The organism is Mycobacterium sp. 852014-50255_SCH5639931 (genome assembly GCF_001665605.1).
Classification (GTDB): Bacteria; Actinomycetota; Actinomycetes; order Mycobacteriales; family Mycobacteriaceae; genus Mycobacterium; species Mycobacterium paraffinicum.
In genome coordinates, this window is record NZ_LZSV01000002.1 from 397425 (window position 1) to 421206 (window position 23782).

Sequence of the window (23782 nt, forward strand, 5' to 3'; positions counted from 1 at the left end):
CGCTCGTCAATGACGGCCGTCAACGAATCGAGGGGGCGATCGAGGAGCCTGGACGCCTGTCATTAGCGGCCGGCTGATTCACCCTTCGGTGAAGCCGGGAGCAAAAAACCGCTGCAGTACTTTTCGTTCGACGCGGCTGCTCGCGAGTGGCCAGTACGTCAGGGAGAGCACCACACGCACGATCCACTGTGCCGCCTCCGGGTCGTCAGTGATTCCCGTGAGTTCGGCGGCAAGATGACTGAGCACCGCCGAGGAATGCAACTCGCCCCAGTCAGGGGAGATGCCGGGGCTAATCATCAGTCGCCGCAGTGGATTTGACCTGATCTCTTCGAGCGCGACGGTGACAGCGATGATGACGCGTTCGGGGCCAATCAGCCCCTCGACGGCACCGCGAACGGTGTCGACGATCCCCGCTGACAGGCGGATCAGCACCGCGTCTCGTATCTGGGTCTTGCCGCCCGCGTAGCGGTAGATGGTGGCTCGCGAGCAGTGGACCCGCGTCGCCAGGGTGTTGATGTCGAAAGCATCTAGCCCCTCGTGAAGCACGAGGTCGGTTGCCGCGGCGTAGATACGTTCAGCCGCCGCGGCCCGGCGATCGCCACCAACGACCCAGTCGTCTCGGGCCACGGCCTCCACCCCCTTGAGTCGTTGGACGTATATCTTCTCAGAATTGAGACGATCTTGGCGATACCTTTCACCGTCGTCGCAGTTCATGTCGCCCTAGTGAGACGACGCGGCCAGCAGGCGGGTGTCCGGGATTGCAACTTCGTCGACCACGATTGACTCCGCAGGTCTTCGCCGCTCAGCGTTGAGGAATGACATCGAGAGACGGTGGTCTTGGCCTGGCGCTATTCGACGACGAGTTCATCCAGAACCCGCATCCGCTCTACGAGCGGATGCATCAGGCCGGACATGTCCATCGCATCGGAGCTTCGGACTTCTACGCGGTGAGCAGTTGGGCTGGTGTGAGCGAGGCGGTCACACGCTGCGCCGATTTCTCGTCGAACCTGACCGCGACGATGATGTATCAGCCCGGAGGAGCGGTCGCAGCTTTGCCGATGGGAGAACTCGGCGGACCCACCCAAGCATTGGCCACCGCTGACGAGCCGGTCCACTCCGTGCATCGGAAGGCGTTGCTGCCACAACTCGCGGCGAAGCGCATCCGCGCCTTCGAACCATTCATCGCCGAGACCGCAGCGCGGATCTGGGATGCCCGGGCGCGAGACGGACGCATCGAATGGATGAGCGCAATGGCGAACCGGCTGCCGATGATGATAGTCGGCAGGATCATCGGCGTTCCCGACGCGGACATCGACAAGCTCATCCAGTGGGGTTACTCCGCGACCCAAGTGGTCGAAGGGCTGGTCACCCAAGATCAGCTGGACGCCGCGGGCATCGCGGTGATGGAACTCGGCGGCTACATCACCGAACGGTTCCAGGACGCGGCCGGCAACCGGCAAGACAATCTGCTGGGTGATCTCGCTACCGCCTGTGCTTCCGGCGATTTGGACGACTTAGCGGCACTCGCCATGATGATCACACTGTTCAGTGCGGGCGGTGAGTCCACGGCTTCCCTGATCGGTTCTGCCGCTTGGGTTTTAGCGACTCGGCCGGATATCCAGCGGCAGCTGCGCGATCGGCCGGACGCGGTCGGGGCGTTCCTGGAAGAGGTGCTGCGCTACGAACCGCCCTTCCGTGGTCACTACCGGCACGTCGTCAACGACACCGAACTATGCGGCGCCGAACTGCCGGCGGGTTCGCGGCTGATTCTGTTGTGGGGAGCCGCCAATAGGGACCCCTCGCACTTCGACAACCCAGCAGAGTTTCGGCTCGACCGGCCTGCGGGGAAGGGCCACATCAGCTTTGGGAAGGGAATCCACTTCTGCGTCGGAGCCGCCCTCGCAAGGTTGGAGGCGACCATCGTGCTGGGCCACCTCCTCGAGCGGACCTCGAACGTCACGGCCGCCGCCGTCGGAAGGTGGCTCCCCAGTCTGCTGGTGCGCCGCCTCGAACGACTGGAACTCGCGTACGCGTAACCGGCGCGTCGAGCGGGCCCGCGGTTGCACACCACTTGAGGCGGGTACTGATCCTTTCGGACGAGCCGCGAACCCGAAAGGACCGAATGGCGACGCGCGAGGACAACGCCCCCGACGGCCTGCTGCAAGAACTTCTGTGGGCCTACGGGCCGTGCGGCCAGGAGGCCGACGTACGCGCCGTGTGTGCCCGCGAACTGCGACCCGCCGTCGACGACATGTGGACCGACGATGCCGGCAATTTGATCGGGTACATCGCCGCCGACCCTCCCGCCGACGGCGTTGGGCGCGCGCACCGGCACCGGGTGTCCTCGGCGGCCGAACCCGGCGTGGCGACGCGGGTTATGGCGCACATGGATGAACTGTCCATGCTGGTCAAGCGGGTGGAATCGGACGGCACGCTGCACCTGACCCAGCTGGGCACGATGTATCCCGGCAACTTCGGCCTCGGGCCGGTCGCCGTGCTCGGCCAGCACGAGACGCTGACCGCGGTGCTCACGCTCGGTTCCGAGCACACCACGCAGGAGAGCCAGCGGATCTGGCAGACCAAGCCCGACCAGGGCGACAAGGCCCTGGACTGGGATCACGTCTACGTCTTCACCGGCCTGAGCACCGACGAGCTCGAAGTCGCCGGCGTGCGCCCGGGTACCCGGGTGTGCGTCGATCGCAGCAAGAGGACGCTGGTCGAGTTCGGCGGCTACCTGGGCTGCTACTTCCTCGACGACCGGGCCGCGGTGACCGCCCTGCTGCGCGCGGCCGCCCAGCTGCGCGAACGCGGCCAGCGGCCCGTCGACGACGTCTACCTCGTGTTCACCACCAACGAGGAGATCGGCGGCGTGGGCGGCACCTACGCCAGCGGGTCGCTGCCCGGCACCCTCACCCTCGCGCTGGAGGTGGGCCCCACCGAGCAGGAGTACGGCACCACCGTCACCGGCGGCCCGATCGTCGGCTATAGCGACGCTTTGTGCGTCTACGACAAAGACGTCGCCGACCGGCTGATGAGCATCGCCACCGAGCTGGGTCTGTCGCCCCAGGCCGCCGTGCTGGGCGCGTTCGAATCCGACGCGTCGCACTCGAAGGCCAACGGGCTGACACCGCGCGCGGGCCTGCTGTGCGTGCCCACGCTGAGCACGCATGGTTACGAAGTCATACCCCGCCGCGCGATCGACGACATGGCGGCCGTCATCGCCCAGTTCGTCCTGCAGCCCGGTGCGCATGCGCGCGACGAAGATTAATACGGTCCCAAAATTTGCCTGAACATTGCTTAAGAGGCGCGTGGCGGCCCCCGGCGCGCCGGAATACCGGTCCTACGGTCGACGGATGAACGTTGACTACTACCTGCAAAAGGTGCCGGTTGAGTCGGTGCGGCCAGGGTTCTCGCTCGCCATCGATCAGGGTGGTGATTATCGCCTGTTCCGGGTCGAATGCACGCAGATGACGCAGCGCAGCGGGCAGCCGGTGCTGTTCACCCTGGCGTCGGAGCCCATCGACGGCGGCGACCCCTGGGTGCTGGAATGCGCGGCGGGCACCCCCGTCGTCCGGGTCCTCGGCGTGTGCAAGGTGGCCTCCTAGTCCCCTCAGCCCGGCTTTGCGGCGGCGACGAACTGCAGCGCCCGCTGGGTCTGTTGCTCGACATCGACCAGCCCGGCCGTGCAGAACAGGTCGACGAAGGCGTGCCGGTCGAACATGGTGAGCCCGATGACGCGGGCGCCGGCGGTCATCGCATGCCGGACCGGCGGCAGGTCCGGGACGTAGCTGGTGAGGACCGCGATGCGGCCCCCGGGCTTGAGCACCCGCACCATTTCGCGGGCCACGCGGAACGGCTCAGGCATCAGGTACAGGGCCCCGAAGCAGCAGACCGCGTCGAATGTCGCGTCGGCGAACGGCAACGCGCGGGCGTCTCCGCGGACATAGCAGGTGCGCGGGGTGCTGTTGTCCAGGACGGCGCGCGTCAGCATCGGCTCGGAGATGTCGAAACCGACGGCGAGGCCGCCATCCGGTAGCTGTTCCGCCAGCGATCCGGTGAAATTGCCTGGGCCGCAGGCGACGTCGAGCAATCGTCCCGCGGTCGACAGCCGCAACGCCGTGGCCGCGCGCCGCTGCTCGGCGCCGGTGGTGACGCCGCTGGCCGCATAGAACGCGGCCGGGCGCCACAGCCGCTCGTAGACCGTCGCGACGAGGGGGCTGTTCATGGCGCGCTGCGCGAACGTCGGGGCCGGGGAACTCGTCGATTCGCCCAATACGTCGAGGAAACCGTGCCGCGGTTCCGCGGCCTCGGTGAGCAGACCACGGGTCAATTCGACTGCATCCTGGCTCATTTCATCGCTTTCGTGAAGGCTTGGACGGGTTGGCATAATCCGCAGGTGAATCCCGATTTTTCTGCCGATCCGGCTGTTACGCTAGGGCTCTTCGTGAGAGGCGATGCATTGGGGCCTCGCGCAGGCAACGGATGGGGTTAGGACGTGGCGCACTTTTCGCTGACGATCGCGGGACGCGCGTCGGCAGGCTGAGCGGAGTACGTCGACAGTGAATCACCTGCCCCGGCCCCGAATCCGCGCACGTGCCCCGCTGCGGATTTCATTCGCGGGGGGCGGCACGGACGTACCGCCATTCCCGACCACCGAAGGCGGCTGCGTCCTTTCCGCGACCATCGATCGGTACGCGCAGGGATCGCTGTCCCCGCGCACCGATCGGCGGGTCACGATCGAGTCGGTGGACTTCAAGACCACCCACGAAATGACGCTCGACAGCGAGATCCTCTACGACGGCAGCCTGGATCTGATCAAGGCTGCGGTGCGCAGGTTCGGCAAGGAGGGCACGGAGGGCTACGACCTGGTGCTGCGTTCGAGCGCTCCGCCGGGATCGGGTTTGGGCTCGTCGTCGACGATGATGGTCGCGCTGACCGGCCTGCTCGCCGAGCACTACGGCGTGCCGATGGGCGAATACGAGACCGCGCAGCTGGCCTGTGCCATCGAGCGTGAGGACCTGGGCATCACGGGTGGCATGCAGGACCTGTACGCGGCGACGTTCGGGGGATTCAACTTCATCGAGTTCACCGACCGGGTGATCGTCAACCCGCTGCGCATCCGCGAGGAGACCGCGTTCGAGCTGGAACTGAGCCTGCTGCTGTGCTTTACGGGCATCACGCGGGACTCCGCCCGGGTGATCGAGGACCAAACCAGGCGCGCCACCACCGGCGCCGACGACACCCTGGCCGGGCTCCGGGCACAGAAGGAGCTGGCCGTTGCCATGAAGGCCGCCCTGCTGACGAACAAGCTGAACGATTTCGGCGCCCTGCTGGGTGAGGCCTGGACCCAGAAGAAGCGCATGTCCCCGTACATCACCAATGCGCGCATCGACGAGCTCTACGACCTGGCCCTGCGCAACGGTGCCCTCGGCGGCAAGATCACCGGGGCGGGTGGCGGCGGTTACATCCTGCTGTTCTGCGACTTCGCGAAAAAGCACCGCCTGATCGAAAGCCTCGAGTCGGCCGGGGCCACCATCACCGAATTCGCTTTCGAGAGCAAGGGATTGACCACATGGCAGGCATGAGCCGCTCGGATGTCGTCACGCCAAGCGTCGAGGTGGTCCAGGAGCGGCTGGCCGACACCATCGCGGTCAAGCAGCAGATGCTGTCGGGCGCCATCGCCGAGCAGACCGTCGAGATCGCAAGGCTGATGATCGAGTCGTTGCGAGCCGGCGGAAAGGTGATCTTTTTCGGCAACGGCGGGTCCGCCCAAGACGCGGGGCATCTGGCCGCAGAGTTGATGGGGCGCTTCGCTTTTGACCGTCCCGGTCTCGCCGCGTTCAGCCTGCCGGACGCCACGGCGGCGATGACGGCGATCGGCAACGACTACTCCTATGACGAGGTGTTTGCCCGTCAGGTGCTCGCCGCCGGCCGCGCGGGGGATGTCGTGGTCGGCCTCACCACGTCGGGCAACTCACCGAATGTCGTTCGTGCGCTCGAGGCGGCCGCCGATGCCGGGATGACGACGGTGGCGCTCACCGGTGCGCGCGGGGGAAAGGTGGCCGATGTGGCCGAGTTCTGCATCCGGGTACCGAGCGACAACACCGGACGGGTCCAGGAGGCCTGCCTGCACCTGGGCCACTCGATCTGCGAGATGGTCGAAGCGGCGTTGTTTCCCCGGCCCTGCTGAGACCGTCGCGACTGATGCCCGATCTGCGGAAAGTGAGCACTGTCTTCCTGGATCGGGACGGGACCCTCAACGTCAAGGCCGCCGACGGGGAGTACATCCGGTCCCCCGAAGAGCTGGTGTTGTTGCCGGGCGCCGCCCGGGCGGTGGCCGCCCTGAACGCGGCCGGTCTGCGCACCATCCTGGTGACCAATCAGCGTTGGCTATCGGAGCCGGCCGCGGACGCGGCGCGTTTCGCCGCCGTCCACGACCGCCTGGAACAACTCCTGGCGGCCGAAGGCGCCCGCCTCGACGCCGCGTACCACTGCCCGCACGCCGCGGCCAGCTGCGACTGCCGCAAGCCGGGTGCGGGCATGTTGGTGCGCGCGGCACACGAGCATGGTTTCGCCCTGGCCGAGGCGGTGATGATCGGCGACAGCGAGAGCGATGTGGAGGCGGGCCGAGCGGCCGGCACGGCGACCGTCCTGCTCCGCGCCGGTGACACAGAGGCGGCGGGCGCCGACGTGGTGGTCGATGACCTCGCCGCCGCCGTGCGACTCATCTTGAGCGCCAAGGAATCTAGTCTCGCCTGAACCGTTGGGCCGCAGAGCGAATCACCAACGCCAGCGCGAACGGTAGATCGTCCCGCAGGTACCGGCGGGCAAGGCGGCGCGGCTCGAGCGCCAGCCGGTGCACCCACTCGAATCCGAGCCGTTGCAGCATGGGGGAGGCCCGGCGGACGACCCCGGCGGTCATCGCGATGCCGCCGCCGCAGGCGAGGCACCAGGTATGGGGGAGCTCTTGGCGCACCAGCTCGATGAGGCGTTCCTGCCTGGGGAAGCCCAAACCCACGAAGACCAGATCGGGTGCGCTGGCCGCGACGGCGGCGACCGCCCGCCGCGCCCCGTCCTCCGTGTCGTCGAAGCCGAACGGCGGCGACAGGGTGCCGGCGATGCGAAGGTCGGCGGACCGCGCCACGAGCGCCCCGGCCGCCCGCTCCGGCACCCCTTCGGCGCCGCCCAGGAGGTACACCGACTTCCCGTCGGCGGCCGCCGCGGCACTCAACGGAAAGATCAACGACGAGCCGGCGACCCGCTCGGGCAGCCGGTCGCCCTTGGCCCGCGCCGCCCACACCAGCGGCATCCCGTCGGCGACGACGAGGGATGCCCGGGCTATCAGTTCGGCCAGCTCGGGGCCGCGTGCGGCCGCCCGGGCCACATCGACGTTCACCGGGACGATCGAGCCGCCGCGGCCGGCCGCCCACGCTTCGCGCACGACGTCGACGACCTGTTCTTCGGTCAGGGCGTCGAACCAGAGACCGCCGACCTCGATCTTGTCCGGGCCCGCGCTCACCCGAACATCATGCCCCGCGGCATCACCCTGGCGAAGCGTCCGCCCGCGCATCCTTGCCGCGGCCGGAACCCAGCCCATAACCTGGGCAACATCCGACCGCGGCCGGGATTGTCGGGCCTGGCGCGGTAGACGACGGCAACGCAGGCGGGCAGGTCATGGCACAGCGGTCACCGCGATGCGCAGACCCACGGCGCGACGGTGGGATCGGCGGGCTATCGCAGTGGCCTTGACCGGGGCGCGAGCGGACGAGCTGGCGACGATGGACATCTTCGAGGGATGTCCCGCCTCCGATCTGGTGCCGTTGGCCGCCTCGCTGCAACCGCTGCGCGCCACGGCCGGCCAGGTGCTGATGCAGCAGGGCGAAGAAGCGGTCTCCTTTTTGCTCATCTCGTCGGGCATCGTCGAGATCACCCACGTCGGCGACGACGCCGTGGTCATCGTCGAACACGCGTTCCCGGGCATGCTCATCGGTGAGATCGCCCTGCTTCGCCACATCCCGCGGACCGCGACGGTCACCACCGCCGGGCCGCTGACCGGATGGATCGGCGACAACGACGCCTTCGCCCGCATGGTCCACATACCCGGGGTCATGGAGCGTCTGCTGCGCACGGTGCGCCAGCGTCTCGCCGCGTTCATCACGCCGATCCCGGTCCGGGTCCGCGACGGAACGCATCTGATGCTGCGACCGGTCCTGCCCGGTGACAGCGAGCGGACCGTGCACGGACACATCGAATTCTCCAGCGAGACGCTGTACCGGCGCTTCATGACGCCGCGCCTTCCCACACCGGCGTTGATGCACTACCTCTCGGAGGTCGACTACGTCGACCACTTCGTCTGGGTGGTGATCGACGGGAAGGACCCGGTGGCCGACGCGCGATTCGTGCGCGACGAAGGTGACCGCAGCGTCGCCGAGATCGCCTTCACCGTCGCCGACGCCTACCAGGGACGTGGGATCGGCACGTTCCTGATCAACGCGCTGTCCATCGCGGCCCGGGTCGCCGGGGTCGAAAAGTTCTCCGCGCGAATGCTTTCCGACAATCTGCCGATGCGCACAATCATGGACCACTACGGAGCGGTCTGGCAGCGCGAAGACGTCGGCGTCATCACCACCGTCATCGACGTGCCCGAGCGGCGCGGCCACGGGTTTCGGCATGACGTGGCTGCAAAGATCGAGCACGTCGCCCGCCAGATGATCGAGGTGGTCGGCTGAGCCCGCTCGTTGTGCTATCAACGGGCATGCGGCCGTTCCGGTTTGGCCCGGTGACAACTTCCGCGATCGTGCTGCTGGTGGCGGCGTGCGCTCACGCTCCGGCGCCCACACCGTCGCGGGCGCCCGCCAAGGCGCCGCCGCCGACGGCGGTCAACCCCGCCAACATCAAACGGGTGGTTCGCGACCTGCCGCCCGGTTACGAGGCGACCACGGGCATTCCCAGCGGAGCCTCCCCGGGAGTGATCTGGAGCCTGGGGCCCGACACGTCGGATAGCAAGGCGAGGCCGCCCCAGTGCGGGACCCTTGCCGACCCCGGGAGCGGACGCGACCAGTCGGCGCAGGGCGTGTCCGGTTCGGGCAGCGGCGGCATCGTCGACGCGGTGGTGGTGGCTTTGCCGGTGCCGGTTGACCTGCCCGGCGAGGTCGTCGCAGCGTGTGGCCAGTGGACGATGACCGCCGGGCGCACCACGGCAAGCGTGCACCTCGTCGACGCCCCGCACATCGATGGCGCCCAAACCGTCGGGATGGTGGCCGACGTCAAGTCGGCCGTCGAGTCGGGCACCGAGATCGATTCGCGCACATACACATTCACCGCCTACCTGGGCAACTTCTACGCGTTCACCACATTGACCACCGACCCGGGTTCGGTGGTGGCCGCACTGCCGCCGCAGTTCGCCGCCGATCTGCTCGTCAAAACGGTGTCCACGTTGCGCAGCTGACGCATCGGCCTTGGGTAGATTGGCCACGGTGTTCAAGCTGGCGTTCACAGTCGCGGTGGTGGGTGTGCTCGCCGGCTGCTCATCGGGGGTCACCTCGGCCAAGGTCGACATCAAGAAGGTCTCCGAGGTCAAGTCGAGCTTCGGGCCCGACTACAAGGTCACCGACATCGGTGAACGGGGGATCGATCCCAAGGTGTTGTCCGGCCGCAAGCTCCCCGACGGGCTGACGTTCGACCCCGCCAATTGCGCGAAAGCGGCGGCGGGGCCGGAAATGCCGTCGGACCTGCAGGGCAACATGGCCGCGATCTCTGCCGAGGGCAAGGGCAACCGGTTCGTGGTCATAGCCGTGGAGACCTCAAAAGCCTTGCCCTTCAACGACCCCGGTAAGGACTGCGCCAAGGTGGCGTTTTCCGGTCCGCAACTGCGGGGTGGCCTCGAGGTGGTCGACGCGCCGCAGATCGACGGAACCCACACGCTGGGGGTGCACCGCGTCCTGCAGGCGCTGGTCGCGGGTGGCCCCCGCACGGGCGAGCTCTACGACTACTCCGCCCAATTCGGCGATTACCAGGTGATCGTCACCGCCAATCCGCTGGTCATCCCCGGGCAGCCGGTCGCCCCGGTCGACACGCAACGCGCCCGCGATCTGCTCGTCAGCGCGGTGAAGGCGGTCCGCAGCTAGCGCGATGACGGTGAGCGCCGGAACGGCGCGAACAAGGAATCGCGCAATTGGACCTAGCGCGATGACGGTGAGCGCCGGAACGGCGCGAACAAGGAATCGCGCAATTGACCTAGCGCACGCCGCGGGGTCGGAACTGGATGCTGACGCGCGGGCCCACCGATGCCGACGTCTTGGGCACGGCGTGCTCCCAGGTGCGTTGACACGATCCGCCCATCACCAGCAGATCCCCGTGCGCCTGCGGCAGCCGCAACGACGGGCCCTTAGCAGGACGTGCGCGCCGGCGCATGGCGAAGGTACGGGTGGCACCCAGGCTGATGATCGCGACCATGGTGTCCTCGGAGCTGCTGCGACCGATGGTGTCGCCGTGCCAGGCGACGCTGTCGGAGCCGTCGCGGTAGCAGCACAACCCGACCGTGGTGAAGGGCTCGCCGAGCTCGCCCGCGTAGATGTCGTTGAGCCGGCGCCGCAGCCGGGTCAGCAACGGATGGGGCGGCTCGTCGACGGTGAGGTCGTGAAAGCTGACCAGCCGCGGCACGTCGACCACCCGGTCATACATCTGGCGGCGTTCCTCCCGCCAGGGCACGGCCGATAGCAGGCCTTCGAGCAGGTCGTCGGCATCGGTGAGCCAGCCCGCGCGGATCTCGATAAAGGCGCCGTCACCGAGTTCTCTGCGCTCGGTGTGCTGGAACAGGGAGCCTTGTACCGCCATCTCCACGACGCCGAGTCTATCGCACATCCGTTCGATGAAGAGGGGACGGCGGCGTGAGCGGCTACCGTTTTCACTGTGGGTGTGGTTGAGCTGGGCACCAATTCCGAGGTGGGCACGCTGCGGGTCGTCATCCTGCACCGCCCCGGCGGCGAGCTGCGTCGCCTCAATCCGCGCAACATGGACCAGTTGCTCTTCGACGGGTTGCCCTGGGTCGCCCGCGCGCAAGACGAACACGACAAGTTCGCCGAGCTGCTGCGTTCCCGCGGCGTGCAGGTGCTGCTGTTGTCGGACCTGCTGGCCGAGGCGCTGACCCACAGCGGGGCCGCGCGGATGCAGGGCGTCGCCGCCGCGGTCGACGCGCGCCGGCTCGGAGTGCCGCTGGCGCAATCTCTTTCGGCGTACCTACGGGGACTGGACGCGGGCAGGCTGGCCCAGGTGCTGATGGCCGGCATGACGTTCAACGAATTGCCATCGGACATCCGCACCGACGTGTCGTTGGTGCTGCGCATGCACCACGGGGCCGACTTCGTCATCGAGCCACTGCCCAACCTGGTGTTCACCCGTGACTCGTCGATTTGGATCGGCCCCCGGGTGGTCATCCCCACGCTGGCGCTGCGCGCCCGGGTGCGCGAGGCGTCGTTGACCGATCTCATCTACGCCCATCACCCACGGTTCACCGGGGTGCGGCGCGCCTACGAGTCGCGCACCGCTCCGGTCGAGGGAGGTGACGTGCTAATGCTCGCCCCCGGAGTGGTCGCGGTCGGCGTGGGCGAGCGCACCACCCCGGCCGGTGCGGAAGCGTTGGCCCGCAGCCTTTTCGACGACGACCTCGCACACAAGGTGCTGGCCGTGCCGATCGCCCAGCGGCGCGCGCAGATGCACCTGGACACGGTGTGCACGATGGTCGACACCGACACCGTGGTGATGTACGCCAACGTCGTCGACACGCTTTCGGCGTTCACGATCGAGCGCACCCCGGACGGCGTTGCCATCAGCGACGAAGCGCCGTTTCTGGAGGCCGCCGCCAAGGCGATGGAGATCGACCAGCTCCGCGTCATCGACACGGGCTTGGACCCCGTCATCGCCGAACGGGAACAGTGGGACGACGGCAACAACACGTTGGCGTTGGCGCCAGGCGTCGTCGTCGCCTACGAGCGCAACGCGCAGACCAATGCCCGCCTGCAGGACGCGGGCATCGAGGTGCTGACCATCGCGGGGTCCGAGTTGGGCACCGGCCGCGGCGGCCCCCGCTGCATGTCCTGCCCGGTCGCCCGCGACCCGCTTTAACGTCGAGATTGCCGCGCACGCCCTACCGCCAGCTGGGCAGCCAGATCTCCATGTCCCAGGTCTGCTGCGAAATCGGCAGGCCGGTGAGTACCGGGAAGAGCCAGGCGAAGTTGGTGACCACCAACGCGACGTAGCAGCAGACGGCGATCAGCCCGAGCGTGCGTCGTTCCGAGCTGAGCCCGCGGGCGCGGCCCGGCTGATAGAGGATGTCCCCACAAATCAGCGCGATCCCCATCACCAGGAACGGCGCCATCGTCGCCGCGTAGAAGAAGTACATCTGGCGGTCGATGTCGGCGAACCAGGGCAGCCACCCGGCGCAATACCCGGTGAGCACAACGGCGTAACGCCAGTCGCGCCGGACGAAGGTGCGCCAGGCCGCATATAGGAGAACAGGCACCGCCAACCACCACATGGCCGGAGTGCCCACCAGCATCTCCGCCTTGACGCACGACTGCGCGCCGCACCCGGAGACGTTCTGCTGATCGATCGCGTACAGCACCGGCCGCAACGACATCGGCCAGCTCCACGGCTTGGACTCCCACGGGTGGTAGTTCCCGGCGGCGTTCGTCAGGCTTTTATGAAAATCGAAAGCCTTGACGGTGTAGTGCCATAGCGAGCGGATGGCGTCGGGCAGCGGCACCACCGAGTGGGGGCCGATCGACTGGCCCACCTCGTGCCGATCGATCGCCGTCTCGGACGCGAACCACGGCGCGTAACTGGCCAGGTACACCGCGAACGGGACGAGCGCGAGCGCGTACGCGGTGGGGATCAGGTCACGCCGCAAAACGCCCCGCCACGGGTTGGGCACCTGGTACTGGCGCCGCGCCGCCACGTCGAACGCCAACGACATCGCGCCGAAGAACACCACGAAATACAGCCCGGACCACTTTGTCCCGCAAGCCAACCCGAGCAGGACGCCCGCCAGGAAGCGCCACCAGCGCACCCCCAGCCGCGGGCCCCACACCGTCTCGGCGGCGCGCCCCTCAAGCAGCGCGACGTGCATGCGCTGACGCACCTGATCCCGGTCGACGATCAGCGCGCCGAACGCCGCGACCACGAAGAAGGTGAGGATGCCGTCGAGCAGCGCGGTCCGCGCGGCAACGAAGCTGACACCGTCGCAGATCACCAGCACGCCGGCGATGGCGCCGACCAGCGTTGAGCGGCTGATCCGCCGGACGGTCCGCATCACCAAAACCACCAGCACCACACCGAGCAGGGCGCCGGTGAACCGCCAGCCGACGCCGTTGTACCCGAAGATCGCCTCGCCGATCGCGATCAGCTGCTTGCCGACCGGCGGATGGACCACCAAGCCGAACCCGGGGTTGTCCTCCACCCCGTGGTTGTGCAGCGCCTGCCAGGCCTGCGGCGCGTAATGCTTCTCGTCGAAGACGGGTGTGCCGGCATCGGTCGGCGAACCCAGATTGAGGAATCGGGTGATCGCCGCCAGTACGGCGATCACGCCCGTGACGACCCAGCCGCGGATTTGATCGGTGGGCCCGAAGTCGGCCACCGGAACCATCGGACCCGGGCTGACGACGGGCACGACACGCTCCGGGCCGGCATCTTCTACGTTCAAGGACGCTTCGCGGGGCGGGGCGGACATCGGTGTCGATCGTAGGCTGTCCGTCATGACCACTGGCCGCCTGTTGCTGGGCGCGACCCCGTTGGGCCAGCCGTCGGACGCCTCGCCCCGCCTGATCGCCGCCCTCGCCGGCGCGGACGTGGTGGCGGCCGAGGACACCCGCCGGGTGCGCACGCTGGCGAAAGCGCTGGACGTCGTCATTTCCGGCCGGGTGATCAGCCTGTTCGATCGGGTCGAGGCGGCCCGGGTGGACTCGCTGATCGCCGCCCTCAAGGCGGGCGCGACGGTGCTGGTGGTCAGCGATGCCGGGATGCCGCTGATCAGCGACCCCGGCTTCCGGCTGGTTGCGGCGTGCGTGGAGGCCGACCTTCCGCTGACCTGTCTCCCCGGCCCGTCGGCGGTGATGACCGCGCTCGCCCTGTCCGGCCTGCCGGCGGAGAAGTTCTGTTTCGAGGGCTTCACCCCGCGCAAGAAGGCCGCGCGGCGGACCTGGCTGGACTCGTTGGCCGACGAGCGGCGCACGTGCGTGTTCTTCGAATCGCCGCGCCGGTTGGCCGCGTGTCTGCGCGACGCCGTCGACCGACTCGGCGGTGACCGTCGCGCGGCGATCTGCCGGGAACTGACCAAGGTGCACGAGGAGGTGGTGCGCGGATCGCTCGACGAGCTGGCGGCGTGGGCGGACGACGGGGTGCTTGGCGAGATCACCGTCGTGCTGGCCGGCGCCACCCCACGCGCCGACCTGCCGTCGCTGGTGGCACAGGTGGAGGAGCTGGTCGCCGACGGCGCGCGCGTCAAGGACGCCTGCGGTGAGGTGGCCGACGCGAATCCGGGCGTGCGCTCGCGCCAGCTCTACGACGCGGTCCTGCAGTCGCGCCGCGCGTGAGGGTCAGCCGGCCGAGAACGCGGCGGCGATGCGCGGCTGCCCGACAATGGGGGACGCCTTGTGCAGGCATTCGGCCCATTCGGCGTCGGGATCGGAGTCGGCGGTGATTCCCCCGCCGACGCCGAGCACGGCGCCACCCGCGGGGTCGAACTCGACCGTACGGATGGCGACGTTCAGCTCGCACCCGGCCACGGGGGATGCCAAACCGATTGTGCCGCAATATATTCCGCGACGATGCGGTTCCCATTGCGAGAGCAGTTGGCGGGCCCGGTGTTTGGGTGTCCCGGTGACCGAGGCCGGCGGGAAGGCGGCGTCGAGCAGCGCCGACGTCGGCAGTTCGACGGGAACCCGCGCCGACACGGTGGACACCAGGTGCCACACGCCGGGGGCGCGCCGGACCACCAACAACTCGGGCACGGTCACGGTGCCGACGAGCGCCACCCGGCCGAGGTCGTTGCGCACCAGGTCCACGATCATGATGTTTTCGGCCACCTCTTTCGCCGACGCCCGCAGCGCCGACGGCCAGGCGTCCAGGGGCAGGGTGCCTTTGATCGGGCTGGACGTCACGAGCGTGCCGCGCCGCCGCAGGAAGAGCTCCGGGGACAGCGACGCCACCGCGCCCCACGGCCCGGCGAGATACGCCGCCCGCGCCGGGGAGGTGCGGGCGATGCCGTCGGCGAAGAAGTCCAGCGGGGCGCCCGAGACCGTACCGGTGAAGTGCGTGCACACGCACGCCTGGTAGACCTCGCCGGCGCGGATGGCCTCCAGGCAGTTCAGCACCCCGTCGCGGTGAGCCGCCCGATCGGCGGGCCCCCAGTCGATCCGGCAGTCGCGCCCCGGTGGCGGCGCCGTCGCCAGCGCGGCCGCCAGCCAGTCCGGCATCGGCGCGCCGGACAGGCTTTCGTACCACCACCGCCCGTCCCGGTCGCGGCGCAGGACGCAGTCGGTCCAACCGCCCGCGGCTTCGGGGATCCGGTTCGGCCCGCCCTCGGCGCCGGGATCGGGATAGGAGAGGTAGCCGATCCAGCCGCCGCCCACCGCTTGCGAGTCGACCGTTTGCGAGTCGAGCTGGACCGCGAAGGCGGCGCCGGGATCGACCGGCTGCGCCGGCACGCTCGGGGCGATCACCGCCAGCGCGCCGAACCAGTCGCCGGTCAGCGCGGCCGGCGGCGGCAGCCCGAGGCGTGCCGTGGCGTCGCCCACGGCGCGCAGCACCTGGGGTGCGGCGCCAAGGTCGCCGAGCCGGTCGATACGCACCGCCCTAGCTTGACAGAAGTGCGGTCACCTAGCCGCGGCTGACGTCACGGGCGGTCGCCAGCGCCACCAGCTTGTCCGGGTTGCGCGTCACGTAGAAGTTGGTGATCTTGTCGTCGGCGATTTCCAGCGTGATCACCCCTTCGAGGTGATCGCCGAGGTAGAGCAGCACGGCCGGCGCGCTGTTGCACGTCACCATGTCGACGCGGAACTCCGCGAGCTCCGTCGCCTTGCGGATCAGGCCGACGATGGCCCGGGCCACCCGATCGGCGCCTACCACCGGCCGGCGCGCCGCGGACACCTTGCCGCCGCTGTCCGCCGTCCAGGTGGCGTCGGGCGCGAGCATCGTCATCAGCGTCTCCACGTCGCCGCTGGCGGCCGTCGCGAGGAACTGGGCGGTGATCTGCTCGTTGCGTTGCGGGTCCGTCGCGTCGAACCTCTTCCGCCGCGCCCGTACGTGCTCACGCGCCCGGTGCGCCACCTGCCGGACCGTCGGCGCCGGCTTGCCCACCGCCTCGGCGATCTCGCCGTAGTCGAAGCCGAACACCTCGCGCAATACGAACACCGCCCGCTCGTCGGGGCTCAGCGTCTCCAGCAGAACCAGCATCGCCATCGAAATCGATTCCGCCAGAACGACATCGGTGGAGGGATCCTGCTCGTCGAGCAGCAGCGGCTCGGGCAGCCACGGCCCCACGTAGTCCTCGCGGCGACGCGCGTCGGCGCGCAGCGCGTTGAGCGCCTGGCGGGTCACCAGCTGGGCCAGATACGACTTGGTGTCGCGCACCGTCGACAGGTCGACCGCCGCCCACCGCAGATAGCTGTCCTGCAGCACGTCGTCGGCTTCGGTGGCTGAGCCCAGCATCTCGTAGGCGATGGTGAACAGCAGCGGCCGCAGCACGGTGAACCTTTCCGCGTGCTCACTGCCGGCCGGTGGGCGCGTCATCGCAGGGCGATCTCGGCCGGTGCCTGCGCGGGCCTCTTGCCGCCCTTGAGCCAGAGGTAGGAGCCGGGCTTGGCGGCCTCGCGCCGGATGGCCCATAGCGTTCCCTTGCAGATGGCCTCTTTGATGGACGCGCCCGTCCGGCCGCCCAGCGCCATGTTCACCGGGGTGTCGTCGGTGCGCGACAGCTGCACCGTGCCGTAGGTGCGGCCGAGGCTGATGCACTGACCGACGAACGCCTGGCTAAGCGGGGCCGGGGCGGTTCCGGCGATGCGGCTGAGCACGGTGTTGGCGGCTTGCGCGCCCAACGGCCCGGCGGCCTGGCAACTCATCCGCAGGGGCTGTCCCGACGGCGCGGCCGCGTCCCCCGCCGCGACGACGTAGGGATTGTCCACACTGGTCAGCGTCTCGTCGGTGAGCAGCCGGCCCACCGCGTCCGTGCTCAGCCCGCTGCGCGCGGCCAGGTCCGGCACGGCGAATCCGGCCGTCCAGATGGTCGCCGCGCTCGGCAGCACAGCGCCGTCGGCGAGCACCACCGCGTCCCAGCGCACCTCGGTCACCACCGCGGACTCCAGCACGTTGACGCCGAAGCCGCGCAGGCGCTTGGCGACCGAGCGCCGGCCCCGCTTGCTCAGCGACGGCCCGAGCGCGGCGCCGCACACCAGGGTCACTTGGCGGCCCTGTTCGGCCAGCTCGGCAGCGGTTTCGATTCCGGTCAGGCCGCCGCCGACGACCGTGACGGGCGCGGCCAGCGGCAGGTCGACGAGCGCATAGCGCAACCGCTGCGCGCTTTCCAGGTCGGCCACGGCGTACGCGAAGTCCGCGAATCCGGGCACCGCCACCGGTGTCGCGCCGGTGCTGCCGACCGCGTAGATCAGGTAGTCGTAGTCGAGCTCGGCGCCCGAGGACAGCAGGACCCGCCGCGCGGTGGCCTCGATGCGGTCGACGGTGTCGACGACCAATCGGATGCCCTCGCCCAGCAACGTGGCGTAGTCGGCGGTCGCGGCGCCGGTGTCGGTGACCAACTGATGCAGGCGGATTCGCTCCACGAAGACCGGGCGGGAGTTCACCAGGGTGATGTCGATGTCCGGACGTTGACGTAGATGGTTCGCGGCCAGTGTTCCGGCGTATCCGCCTCCGACCACGACGACATGAATTTTCTGGGCGGCCACCTCGGTCATTGCTGTCTCCTGTTCTCACGGGCCTGATGCCCTCGAGACACCGCAGGCCGGCCGAGCGTGACAGGCCCGCCCACATTGTGACGCGTCTCACGGGAGCCGCTTCCGGGGCAGGGCCGCACTGCGTCGGACCCGGGGCGGCCCGGGCCGTGCGTGTTAGGCTGCGCTACGCCAATTCGTGACCTGCCCCGCGTCGGATACACGCACCGGAAAACCCAGGCAGTATGGGGCCACTTCAGTGGGCACCGGTGTGTGTTGGGAGAAGCAAGCGTGAAGACGAGGAAGAGCGCGCTGGCCGCTGTCGTGTGCACGGCGATGGTGCTGAGCGGATGCGGTGGCAAAAGCGATCCCGGCCCACTGTCCGCGATGGTCAGTCCGGCCATTCCGCCCACCGCTCAGGAAATCCCAAACCCGCTGCGCGGCCAGTACGAAGAAGGCTTGAATCCGCTTTTCCCGCAAGGCAATTCCGCGCAGCAGCGGTACGCTGCCTGGCCCGCTTCGGATGACGCCAGCTTGCGGGTTTCGTGGCGGCAGTTGCAGCCGGTCGACCCGCGCACGCTGCCCGCCGACGCTCCCGACGACCGCAAGTTCGACTTCAGCGTGATCGACGACACGCTGGCGAAACTCGGCAGCCGAAACATGAGGCTGACCCTTGGCGTGTACGCCTACAAATCCTGTTGCGAAGATTCCTATCCGGACAACACCAACATCGCGATTCCGGACTGGATCCGCCCCGCGGCCACCAGCTATCCCGCAACGCCGAACGGTTCCGGACCCCGTGTGGCACAGGTGGTCCCGAATTGGAACGACGCCGGCTACCTGAACGGTTTCGGGCAGTTGCTCGCCGCGCTCGGGCGGCGCTACGACGGCGATGAGCGCCTCAGCGTGTTCGAGTTCTCCGGATACGGTGATTTCGGCAAGACCAGCCTCGCGTACGTGCGTGACGCGCTCGGTGCCCCCGGGCCGGCGCCGGACGAGAGCATGCCGAAGTTGGGCTATTACAGCCAGTTCCGTGATCAGAGCATCACCAAAGCGTCCATCGGGCAACTGGTCGCGGCGAACGTCGGCGCGTTCCCCCACACCCAACTGGTGGTCACCGCCGAGAATCCGGAGATCGTCCGCGAGTTGTTCGCCGACGACGTGACCAAAAAACTGTCCGCACCGGTCGGCGTCCGCGCGGATTGTCTTGGGGTGCAGTCCCCCCTGCCGGAATGGGCCGAGTCCAGCGACTCGCACTACGTGCGGTTCAATGACGCCGCCGTCAACACGATCAAGCAGCGGCTCACCTCGGCGCTGGTGATCAGCCAGTGGTGCCGGTTGCCGAACGGGACCGACCCGCGGTCGTACTACGAGAAGGCCCTGCACGACGTCGTCAGGTATCACGTCTCGATGACGGCGAGCGCCGACTTCCCCGACCGGGATGCGACGTCGGCGATGGACCCCAAGCTCTATCTCCTCTGGGCCAAGGCGAACACCTCCGCCGGTTACCGGTATTCGGTGGAGGCCAAGCCGGGATCGCAGTCCATCCGGGACAAGGTGGCTTCCATCTCGGTCGTCTGGACCAACTACGGCTCGGCGGCGGCCACCGAGCAATGGGCGCCCGGTTACAAGCTGGTCGATTTCTCGGGAGCGGTGGTCCGCTCCATTCCGGCGACGGTCAATCTCAAGACGCTGTCGCACGACGACTCCAGCCAGTCACGCGAGGAGGCGGTTCCCGAGTCGTCGACCGAGTCGGTGCGCGTCGACGTGACGGGCCTGGCGCCCGGGCACTACACGCTGCGCGCGTCCGTGGAATGGCAGCAGCACAAGCCGGGCGCCTCGCACGTGGTGAACTACGCGCCGATGGCGCTGGCCCGCGACGGCCGCGACGGTTCCGGCCTGTATCCGATCGCCACGCTCGACATCGCGAGCGACGCCTCCACCGCCGGTCAATGACGCGCAGCGGCCCGCAAGGAGCGCCTTTGTCACCGTCTACCAGCGCCGCACAAGTTGCTCGTTAGCCCGGATGAAGCGGGTATTGCGTGATACGTTTTTGCTGACTGAAACCGATCGTGACCTGCCCGGGTCCGCGTAAACACGGGATACGCATCGAGACCGTCCCCCGCCCGGCTGGGATGCATGCCCGTATCGGAGGAGACCGTGCCGCGCAGCCTGGACCTGGTCGTCACCTCCGTCGCCACGCAGCTGATGGAAGCCACCGCAGCCACGGCCACCCTGGTGAGCCAAAAGGTGCTCGCGCAACTCGTCGAGCAGTTCGACGTGGACGCCAGCTTCTTGCGACACCTCGACCCGCAGACCCGGGCCTCGGCGCTGGTCGCCGAGTGGCCACCCCGGCCGGACGCCGCGGATCCGGATCCGACGGCCTTCGCCCAGTTGGACATCGCGGAGTCGGTCCTCGCACAGTGCGGGCACGGCCGCAAACCGGTGGTGATCCGGCCGGCGCAGTCGAAACGCTATGTTCGGCGCCGGCTGGGCGGCGCCAAAGTGGCCGCCTCGCCCTCGGTGGCGGCCGCACCGCTGGTCTCGGGTGAGACCACCACCGGCTTGCTCGGCTTCGTCAAGTTCGGCGCCCGCAAGTGGGAGCAAGACGAGATCAACACGCTCGAGGCCGTCGCCGCGCTGTTCGCGCAGGTGCAAGCGCGCATCGCGGCCGAAGAAAAGCTCCGCTATCTCGCCGAGCACGACGATCTGACCGGCCTGTACAACCGCCGTGCCCTGGTCGCGCACCTGACCGAACGGCTGTTGGCGGGACGCCCCGGGCCCATCGCGGTGCTGTACCTCGACCTCGACCGGCTCAAGCCGATCAACGACTACCTCGGCCACACCGCCGGTGACTGGTTCATCCGGGTCTTCGCGCAACGCATCCGGATCTGCGCTCCCAACAGCACGATCGCCCGGCTGGGCGGGGACGAGTTCGTCGTCGTGCCCGACCAGCCGATGGCGCCGGAAGCCGCCGAGTCGTTCGCCCGTCGCCTCTCGGCGATGCTGTGCGAGCGCCTGGCCATCGGCGGCCACGTGATCAGCCGGACGGTCAGCATCGGGCTCGCGGTGGGTGTTCCGGGGCTGGACAACTGCACCGACCTGCTCCGCCGGGCCGACGAGGCCGTGCTGACGGCGAAACGCGGTGGCGGTAACCAGATTGCGGTGTCCACCGATGACATGTCCCTCAAACGCGCGTTCCGCAACGACATCGAGCTGCATCTGCAGGGCGACATCGGCAGCGAGGCGTTGCTGCTGCACTACCTGCCGGAGGTCGACCTGTCGACGGGCGCCATCGTGGGCGCGGAGGCGCTGGTGCGGTGGCGGCACCCGATTTGGGGGCTGCTGCTGCCGGATTCGTTCATCGGGATCGCCGAATCGACCAACCTGGCGATGGAGTTGGGCCGCTGGGTGCTGCGCAACGCATGCGCCGAGTTCAGTCGCTGGCAGGCCAACGGTGTCGGCCGGGAGGCCGTCATGCGGGTCAACGTGTCGCCCATCCAGCTCATCAGCCGCGGCTTCGTGCGCGGCGTCGCCGACACCATAGACGAGTTCGGCATCGGAGCCGGCTCGGTGTGCCTGGAAATCACCGAACGCGCCGTGGTCCACGACATCGATACCACTCGAAAAACCCTGGCGGAGCTCAAGGAAGTCGGGGTCCAGCTGGCCATCGACGACTTCGGCACCGGTTATGCGGTGTTGTCGCATCTGAAATCCCTGCCGGTCGACATGCTCAAGATCGACACCGGATTCGTGCGGGATCTGGGCAACAACGCCGGTGATCTGGCGATCGTTCGCGCGATCATCGGGCTGGCCGAGGCGTTCGGCCTGGAAGTGGTGGCCGAGGGAGTTGAAACACCGGACGCGGCAATGATTTTGATGCAGCACGGGTGTCGCCGGGCGCAGGGTTTTTTGCTGTCGCGCCCCGTCCCCGGCGACGAGATGGAAGCGCTGCTGGCCGCGCGGTGGCTGCCGATGCCGTTTTTGGCCGACCTCAAGGCGTTGCCGACGAGCGCCATCTAGCATCGCACCGATGGTCCGAAAACTGAGGAAGTGGACGGCGGTGATCGTCGCGTGCTCGGCGCTCGTGCTGAGCGGATGCGGTGGCCACAGCGCCCCCGATCCGCTGTCCGCCGTGATCAGTCCCGCCATCCCGCTCAGCGTGCAGGAGGTAGCGAATCCGCTGCGCGGGCAGTACGAAGACCTGATGATGCCGCTTTTCCCGCAAGGCAATTCCGCGCAGCAGCGGTATCCGGCGTGGCCGGCCTCGTACGACGGCAGCTTGCGCGTTTCGTGGCGGCAGCTGCAGCCCACCGACCCGAACACGCTGCCCGCCGACGCGCCCGACGATCGCAAGTTCGACTTCAGCGTGATCGACGACGCGCTGGCGAAGCTCGCGAGCAGGAACATGCGGCTCACGCTTCGCGTGTTCGCCTACAACTCCTGTTGCGACGCCACCTATGCGAACAACACGAACATCGCCATCCCGGACTGGATGCGCTCCGCGTCCACCAGCTACACGGGGCCGCAACGATACTGGTGGACACCCGGGGTGGCGCACGTGGTGCCGAACTGGAATGACCCCGCGTACCTGAACGCCTTCGGGCAGCTGCTCGCCGCGCTCGGTCGCCGCTATGACGGCGACGAGCGGCTCAGCGTTTTCGAGTTCTCCGGCTACGGGGACTTCAGCGAGAATCACATCGCCTATCTGCGCGACACGCTGGGGGCACCGGGTCCCTCTCCGGAAGAGAGCATCGCAAAGCTCGGTTACTACAGCCAGTTTCGTGATCAGAGCATCACCAAAGCGGCCATCGGACAGCTCGTCGCTGCGAACGTGAACGCGTTCCCCCATACGCGATTAGTGACCACCGCCCTGAATCCCGAGATCGTTCGCGAGCTGCTCGCCGACGATGTCACCAAGAAGGTGTCCGCGCCGGTGGGCATCCGCTCGGATTGCCTCGGCGTGTACGCGCCGTTGCCCGTGTGGGCGGAGTCGGATGGCTCGTACTACGTGCACACGAAAGATCCGGTCGTCGGCCAGCTGAAAGACCGGTTGGCCTCGGCATTGGTGATCACCGAATGGTGCCAGCTGCCCGACGGGACGACTGCGCGGTCGTACTACGAGAAGGGCCTGCGCGACGTCGTGAAGTACCACGTGTCGATGACGTCGAGTTTCAACTTCCCGGCCGTGGATTCGAACACCCCGATGGACCCGGCGTTGTACCTGCTGTGGGCACAAGCCAACGTGTCGGCCGGCTATCGCTACTCCGTGGAAGCGCGGCCGGGATCGGAATCGTTTCGCGATCGCGTGGCGACCATATCGGTGGTTTGGACCAACTACGGCAGCGCCGGGGCGGTGGAGAAATGGGTGCCCAGCTACCGGCTGGTGGATTTCTCCGGCGCGGTGGTCCGCACGCTGCCGACAGCCGTGGCCCTGCACAAACTGGTCCCCTCAGGGGAGAACTCGGGTAATCAACCTGTCCCGGCGTCGTTCACCGAATCGGTGACCGTCGACCTGGCGGGGTTGGCGCCTGGGCACTACACGCTGCGCGCATCCGTGGATTGGCAACAGCACAAGCCGGACGCGTCGCATGTGGTGAACTATCCACCCATGCGGCTGGCCCGCTCCGGACGCGATGAATCCGGGGGGTATCCGCTCGCGACCCTCGACATCCCGCGCGAGGCGCTGACTTCCGCCCCGCGCCAATGATCGTGGGCGCCAGCAAATGCTTCCAAGCGGGGGGCGAGAACGGGTTGCGATTAGGACGATGCTGCGTGGCGAGTGCTGCATAATGTGCACTGGGCTTTGCGCGGCGGGTGTAAGGCAAATCAATTCGACGCTA

The 23782-nt window shown here is 68.3% G+C and carries 22 protein-coding genes; 14 read left to right on the plus strand and 8 right to left on the minus strand.

Annotated features, from left to right (window positions below; genetic code table 11):
• Positions 1–78 precede the first annotated feature (78 nt).
• A complete protein-coding gene (locus tag A5758_RS02420; RefSeq protein ID WP_067736160.1) occupies positions 79–627 on the minus strand; it encodes a TetR/AcrR family transcriptional regulator in 549 nt (182 codons plus the stop codon).
• Positions 628–815: 188 nt separating this feature from the next.
• Here A5758_RS02420 and A5758_RS02425 point away from each other — a divergent pair, with 188 nt between their 5' ends.
• The 3 genes from A5758_RS02425 (at position 816) to A5758_RS02435 (ending at position 3605) form a co-directional block, all read left to right on the plus strand.
• Positions 816–2036, plus strand: coding sequence for a cytochrome P450 (locus A5758_RS02425; protein WP_067735851.1), 1221 nt, complete (start codon positions 816–818; stop codon positions 2034–2036).
• An 86-nt stretch (positions 2037–2122) separates the two neighbouring features.
• Positions 2123–3268, plus strand: a complete 1146-nt coding sequence (locus A5758_RS02430) for a M42 family metallopeptidase (protein ID WP_067735854.1) — start codon at positions 2123–2125, stop codon at positions 3266–3268.
• 85 nt (positions 3269–3353) lie between these two features.
• Positions 3354–3605 carry a hypothetical protein gene (locus tag A5758_RS02435; protein ID WP_067735857.1) on the plus strand — a complete coding sequence of 84 codons (252 nt, stop codon included), beginning with the start codon at positions 3354–3356 and terminating at the stop codon, positions 3603–3605.
• A gap of 5 nt (positions 3606–3610) precedes the next feature.
• Here the strand turns inward: A5758_RS02435 and A5758_RS02440 are convergent, their stop codons facing one another.
• Positions 3611–4351, minus strand: a complete 741-nt coding sequence (locus A5758_RS02440) for a class I SAM-dependent methyltransferase (RefSeq protein WP_067735860.1) — start codon at positions 4349–4351, stop codon at positions 3611–3613.
• Positions 4352–4568: 217 nt separating this feature from the next.
• Here A5758_RS02440 and A5758_RS02445 point away from each other — a divergent pair, with 217 nt between their 5' ends.
• From A5758_RS02445 to A5758_RS02455, 3 genes are read left to right on the plus strand one after another with little or no spacing between them, the layout of a single operon-like run.
• Positions 4569–5585, plus strand: a complete 1017-nt coding sequence (locus A5758_RS02445; RefSeq protein WP_067736163.1) for a GHMP kinase — start codon at positions 4569–4571, stop codon at positions 5583–5585.
• On the plus strand, positions 5573–6190 hold the full coding sequence (locus A5758_RS02450; RefSeq protein WP_197503681.1) for an SIS domain-containing protein: 618 nt from the start codon (positions 5573–5575) through the stop codon (positions 6188–6190). Before A5758_RS02445 ends, A5758_RS02450 begins: the two co-directional genes overlap by 13 nt.
• A 14-nt stretch (positions 6191–6204) precedes the next feature.
• Positions 6205–6759: an HAD-IIIA family hydrolase gene (locus A5758_RS02455; RefSeq protein WP_067735866.1), complete on the plus strand. Its 555-nt coding sequence runs from the start codon at positions 6205–6207 to the stop codon at positions 6757–6759.
• Here the strand turns inward: A5758_RS02455 and A5758_RS02460 are convergent.
• The gene (locus tag A5758_RS02460) at positions 6746–7519 is read right to left on the minus strand and encodes a WecB/TagA/CpsF family glycosyltransferase (protein ID WP_067735869.1); all 774 of its coding nucleotides are present in this window, start codon (positions 7517–7519) and stop codon (positions 6746–6748) included. The genes A5758_RS02455 and A5758_RS02460 overlap by 14 nt on opposite strands.
• A 175-nt stretch (positions 7520–7694) precedes the next feature.
• On the opposite strand from A5758_RS02460, the gene A5758_RS02465 reads away from it, so the two are divergent.
• Genes A5758_RS02465 through A5758_RS02475 form a run of 3 tightly spaced genes read left to right on the plus strand, consistent with a single transcriptional unit; the run spans position 7695 to position 10127 of the window.
• Positions 7695–8729, plus strand: coding sequence for a GNAT family N-acetyltransferase (locus A5758_RS02465; RefSeq protein ID WP_067735871.1), 1035 nt, complete (start codon positions 7695–7697; stop codon positions 8727–8729).
• A gap of 26 nt (positions 8730–8755) precedes the next feature.
• A complete protein-coding gene (locus tag A5758_RS02470; RefSeq protein WP_067735874.1) occupies positions 8756–9448 on the plus strand; it encodes a DUF5642 family protein in 693 nt (230 codons plus the stop codon).
• Between the two features lie 19 nt (positions 9449–9467).
• A complete protein-coding gene (locus A5758_RS02475; protein ID WP_369816363.1) occupies positions 9468–10127 on the plus strand; it encodes a DUF5642 family protein in 660 nt (219 codons plus the stop codon).
• Between the two features lie 109 nt (positions 10128–10236).
• Here A5758_RS02475 and A5758_RS02480 read toward each other — a convergent pair whose 3' ends face one another.
• Complete coding sequence (locus A5758_RS02480) at positions 10237–10842, minus strand: alpha-ketoglutarate-dependent dioxygenase AlkB (RefSeq protein ID WP_197503689.1); 606 nt, start codon at positions 10840–10842, stop codon at positions 10237–10239.
• Between the two features lie 69 nt (positions 10843–10911).
• On the opposite strand from A5758_RS02480, the gene arcA reads away from it, so the two are divergent.
• A complete protein-coding gene (gene arcA, locus A5758_RS02485) occupies positions 10912–12123 on the plus strand; it encodes an arginine deiminase (RefSeq protein ID WP_067735883.1) in 1212 nt (403 codons plus the stop codon).
• A gap of 22 nt (positions 12124–12145) precedes the next feature.
• On the opposite strand, the gene A5758_RS02490 is transcribed toward arcA, so the two are convergent.
• A complete protein-coding gene (locus A5758_RS02490) occupies positions 12146–13726 on the minus strand; it encodes a dolichyl-phosphate-mannose--protein mannosyltransferase (protein ID WP_067735886.1) in 1581 nt (526 codons plus the stop codon).
• Positions 13727–13751: 25 nt separating this feature from the next.
• On the opposite strand from A5758_RS02490, the gene rsmI reads away from it, so the two are divergent.
• Positions 13752–14588 (plus strand): 16S rRNA (cytidine(1402)-2'-O)-methyltransferase, encoded by an 837-nt coding sequence (gene rsmI, locus A5758_RS02495; RefSeq protein WP_067735889.1) that lies wholly within the window; start codon positions 13752–13754, stop codon positions 14586–14588.
• A gap of 3 nt (positions 14589–14591) precedes the next feature.
• On the opposite strand, the gene A5758_RS02500 is transcribed toward rsmI, so the two are convergent.
• The 3 genes from A5758_RS02500 to A5758_RS02510 are packed head-to-tail and all read right to left on the minus strand — an operon-like array spanning position 14592 to position 17963.
• Entirely contained in the window at positions 14592–15845 is a 1254-nt protein-coding gene (locus A5758_RS02500; RefSeq protein ID WP_067735892.1) for an aminodeoxychorismate synthase component I, read from the minus strand.
• A 28-nt stretch (positions 15846–15873) separates the two neighbouring features.
• On the minus strand, positions 15874–16785 hold the full coding sequence (locus A5758_RS02505) for an RNA polymerase sigma-70 factor (protein ID WP_067200341.1): 912 nt from the start codon (positions 16783–16785) through the stop codon (positions 15874–15876).
• Positions 16782–17963, minus strand: coding sequence for an NAD(P)/FAD-dependent oxidoreductase (locus tag A5758_RS02510; RefSeq protein ID WP_067735895.1), 1182 nt, complete (start codon positions 17961–17963; stop codon positions 16782–16784). The genes A5758_RS02505 and A5758_RS02510 overlap by 4 nt, the downstream gene beginning before the upstream one ends.
• Positions 17964–18275: 312 nt before the next feature.
• Here A5758_RS02510 and A5758_RS02515 point away from each other — a divergent pair, with 312 nt between their 5' ends.
• The 3 genes from A5758_RS02515 (at position 18276) to A5758_RS02525 (ending at position 23649) form a co-directional block, all read left to right on the plus strand.
• Positions 18276–19895: a hypothetical protein gene (locus A5758_RS02515; RefSeq protein WP_231987207.1), complete on the plus strand. Its 1620-nt coding sequence runs from the start codon at positions 18276–18278 to the stop codon at positions 19893–19895.
• A gap of 204 nt (positions 19896–20099) precedes the next feature.
• Entirely contained in the window at positions 20100–21962 is a 1863-nt protein-coding gene (locus tag A5758_RS02520) for a bifunctional diguanylate cyclase/phosphodiesterase (RefSeq protein ID WP_067736168.1), read from the plus strand.
• 10 nt (positions 21963–21972) lie between these two features.
• The gene (locus tag A5758_RS02525) at positions 21973–23649 is read left to right on the plus strand and encodes a hypothetical protein (protein ID WP_067735898.1); all 1677 of its coding nucleotides are present in this window, start codon (positions 21973–21975) and stop codon (positions 23647–23649) included.
• Positions 23650–23782 lie beyond the last annotated feature (133 nt).